Origin of the sequence: Wenyingzhuangia heitensis (assembly GCF_011762155.1) — a bacterium.
Taxonomy (GTDB): Bacteria; Bacteroidota; Bacteroidia; order Flavobacteriales; family Flavobacteriaceae; genus Wenyingzhuangia; species Wenyingzhuangia heitensis.
Genome location: NZ_JAASQL010000022.1, coordinates 1 through 2,477, shown reverse-complemented (window position 1 = coordinate 2,477; position 2,477 = coordinate 1). Strand labels below are relative to the sequence as shown.

Annotated in this window: 2 protein-coding genes; both read right to left on the bottom strand. The window is 29.3% G+C overall.

Annotated elements, in window-relative coordinates; genetic code table 11:
• Positions 1-226 precede the first annotated feature (226 nt).
• The gene (locus FHR24_RS15530) at positions 227-781 is read right to left on the bottom strand and encodes a YbhB/YbcL family Raf kinase inhibitor-like protein (RefSeq protein WP_167191134.1); all 555 of its coding nucleotides are present in this window, start codon (positions 779-781) and stop codon (positions 227-229) included.
• An 87-nt stretch (positions 782-868) separates the two neighbouring features.
• The gene (locus tag FHR24_RS15525; RefSeq protein WP_167191133.1) at positions 869-1,705 is read right to left on the bottom strand and encodes a helix-turn-helix domain-containing protein; all 837 of its coding nucleotides are present in this window, start codon (positions 1,703-1,705) and stop codon (positions 869-871) included.
• Positions 1,706-2,477 lie beyond the last annotated feature (772 nt).

Below are 2,477 nucleotides of genomic sequence, written 5' to 3'. Positions count from 1 at the left end.
AAATATTTCAAAGTTTAGAAATGTTGTTTTTTAGAATTTACCCAAACTGATTCCCAAACTCTATTTTAGATTTTTTTGGACTATGTATGCTAACGGTTTTGTATATGGAAAGTAGCAGATTTATTTGCGATAATTTTCCGTTATAAAACAAAGATAGCAGAAAAGAAATAAACTTTAAGCTTAGCTCTTAACTGCTATTTTTTATATACGGTGTTGTGTGCTGTACTTATTCCTTTCGTTTGTAATAAGCTACAATACTTGCCTTTGCTAATGTTTGATTCCAAAGATTAAAACCAACAATGGCTGGATTTATATTTTCATCAAGTCCTAATTTATCTGTTTTTAAAGCATAAACAGTAATTATATATTGGTGAAATCCGTGTCCTTTAGGTGGACAAGGTCCTCCAAATCCTTTAATTCCATAATCCGTTATACTTTGAATAACGCCTTTAGGTGCTAAATTTAATTCAACATTTCCTGCATTGGTTATCAATTCATTTACGTTAGCAGGAATATCAAAAACTACCCAATGCCAAAATCCACTTCCTGTTGGTGCATCTGGGTCATACATTGTTATTGCAAAACTTTTTGTTTCTTCAGGTGCATTTGCCCACAAAAGTTGTGGCGATTTGTTATCTCCAGTACAACCAAATCCATTAAATTCTTGGGTCTTTGTAGCTTCTCCACCTAAATCGTTGCTTGATAGGGTAAATGTTTTTTGTCCGAAACTTGCTGTTGTGAAAATTAGCGACAGCATTAAAATTAAACTTGTTTTTTTCATTTTATTATGTTTTAATATTTGATACAAAATTAAATCTTAAATGAAAAAAGAGACATAGTTAAACGCTCAAAAAGTGTCGCAAAAAGCTCATTCTGTTTGGTGCTGTTTTGGTGTTTTATTGTATTTTGATTTATAAGCTTGAATAAAGCTCGATAAATTTTCGTAACCTACTTCAAAATATATTTCAGAAGATTTTTTATTTTTTTGATTGAGCAAATAGTAAGCGTGTTCTAATCTTTTGTTTTGAAACCATTTTATAGGTGATTCAGAATAATTTTTTTCAAATTCTCTTTTAAAAGTTGATACACTCATATTACATAAAAATGCTAATTCTTTCAAGGTTAGTTTTTTCAATTGATTACTTTCAACAGTTCGAGTAAAGTTTTGAGTAAGATTATCATTATTGGACGTTAAAGAATATAAAATGTGAGTTCCGTATAATTCTATAAGATAGAGCATTATCTCTTCAAATTTCACTTCAATTATTTTTTTTTGTACTGTTTTTGAAAGTTTGGAAATATCTATTAAGCTATCAACAAAGCGTTTAATAAAATTATCATATTCAAATGAATAAACAGATTTATATTCGTTCTGTTCAATGTTATTTAGTTCGAATTTTTGAATGAATTTGGATAAGGTTTCGTTTGAGAAAAATAAAAGAATACTTCTGTAATTTTTAATTTCGGATAGTTTTTCTGTCATCAAACAATGACCAGATTTCATAATTAAAAACTTGCGATTATCAATAGAAAGGTCTGAATTATCAAAAATCACTTCTTTGTTTCCTTCAATTAAAAAGCTAAATGTATTCTGATTTAGAATGATTTGTTGTTTGGAAATTTCCTTTGAACTACAATAGTCATAAACTTGAACAGTATGTGACTCTTCAAAGCTTAATGATTCTGGCAGTTTAATTATATCCATTCTTGTTTTCAGGGTTTCGTGAGGTATTGCACACAACGGTTTTGTATAAAGTTAGTGTGGGAGTTGATAATCTTAAGATTATCAGCCCCAGACTAAACTTTTACTTATTTATTGTTTTTATCTTAGTCGACCTAAAAATACTTAAATAAGTATAAGTGACATAATAAAAAAACACAAACCTTTTTAGCAAACCATAAAAACCCACATTGACTTTATGCGGTGTTGTATATAGCGGACACACAGCTGATTTTCTCGCATAATTTATTTTATTCCTTAATTTTATTTAGATCAGTTTTCTGTGATTTTTAGTGAAATAAAATTTCTCGGATGTTGCCATTGATTTTTTTGAAAAATTATTTTAATCCGTTCTATTTTCCTCAAGTTGCTAAATCTCACAATTATTTTTTAATCAGTTTTAGATTCCGTAATTATCTAAATCCCGTGAAGATTATTTCTCCCCAATTGAGTAAGATTTCCGTTAAGATTTTCCACTATTTTTTTTCTAGAAATTTATCATTAAAATTCTCGGAAAAGTAGCGTAGAAGTTTTATAAAATTCTCTCCAGTATAATTTTCGGATACGGCTGGCTTCGCTGAGTTTTTTCTGACAAAGTCATACTGTGTGTGGATTTCTGTTTTGAAATCCCCCGTTATATACAACGTATTTTGCTATGGTTTGTGCGGTTAGAAAATCGGGAAGATTTTCGGGCAGGTACAAAGCCAGAGCTTTTTTGTTTGTTTTAACTTTTTGTTTTTTAAAGCCAAATCGAAAA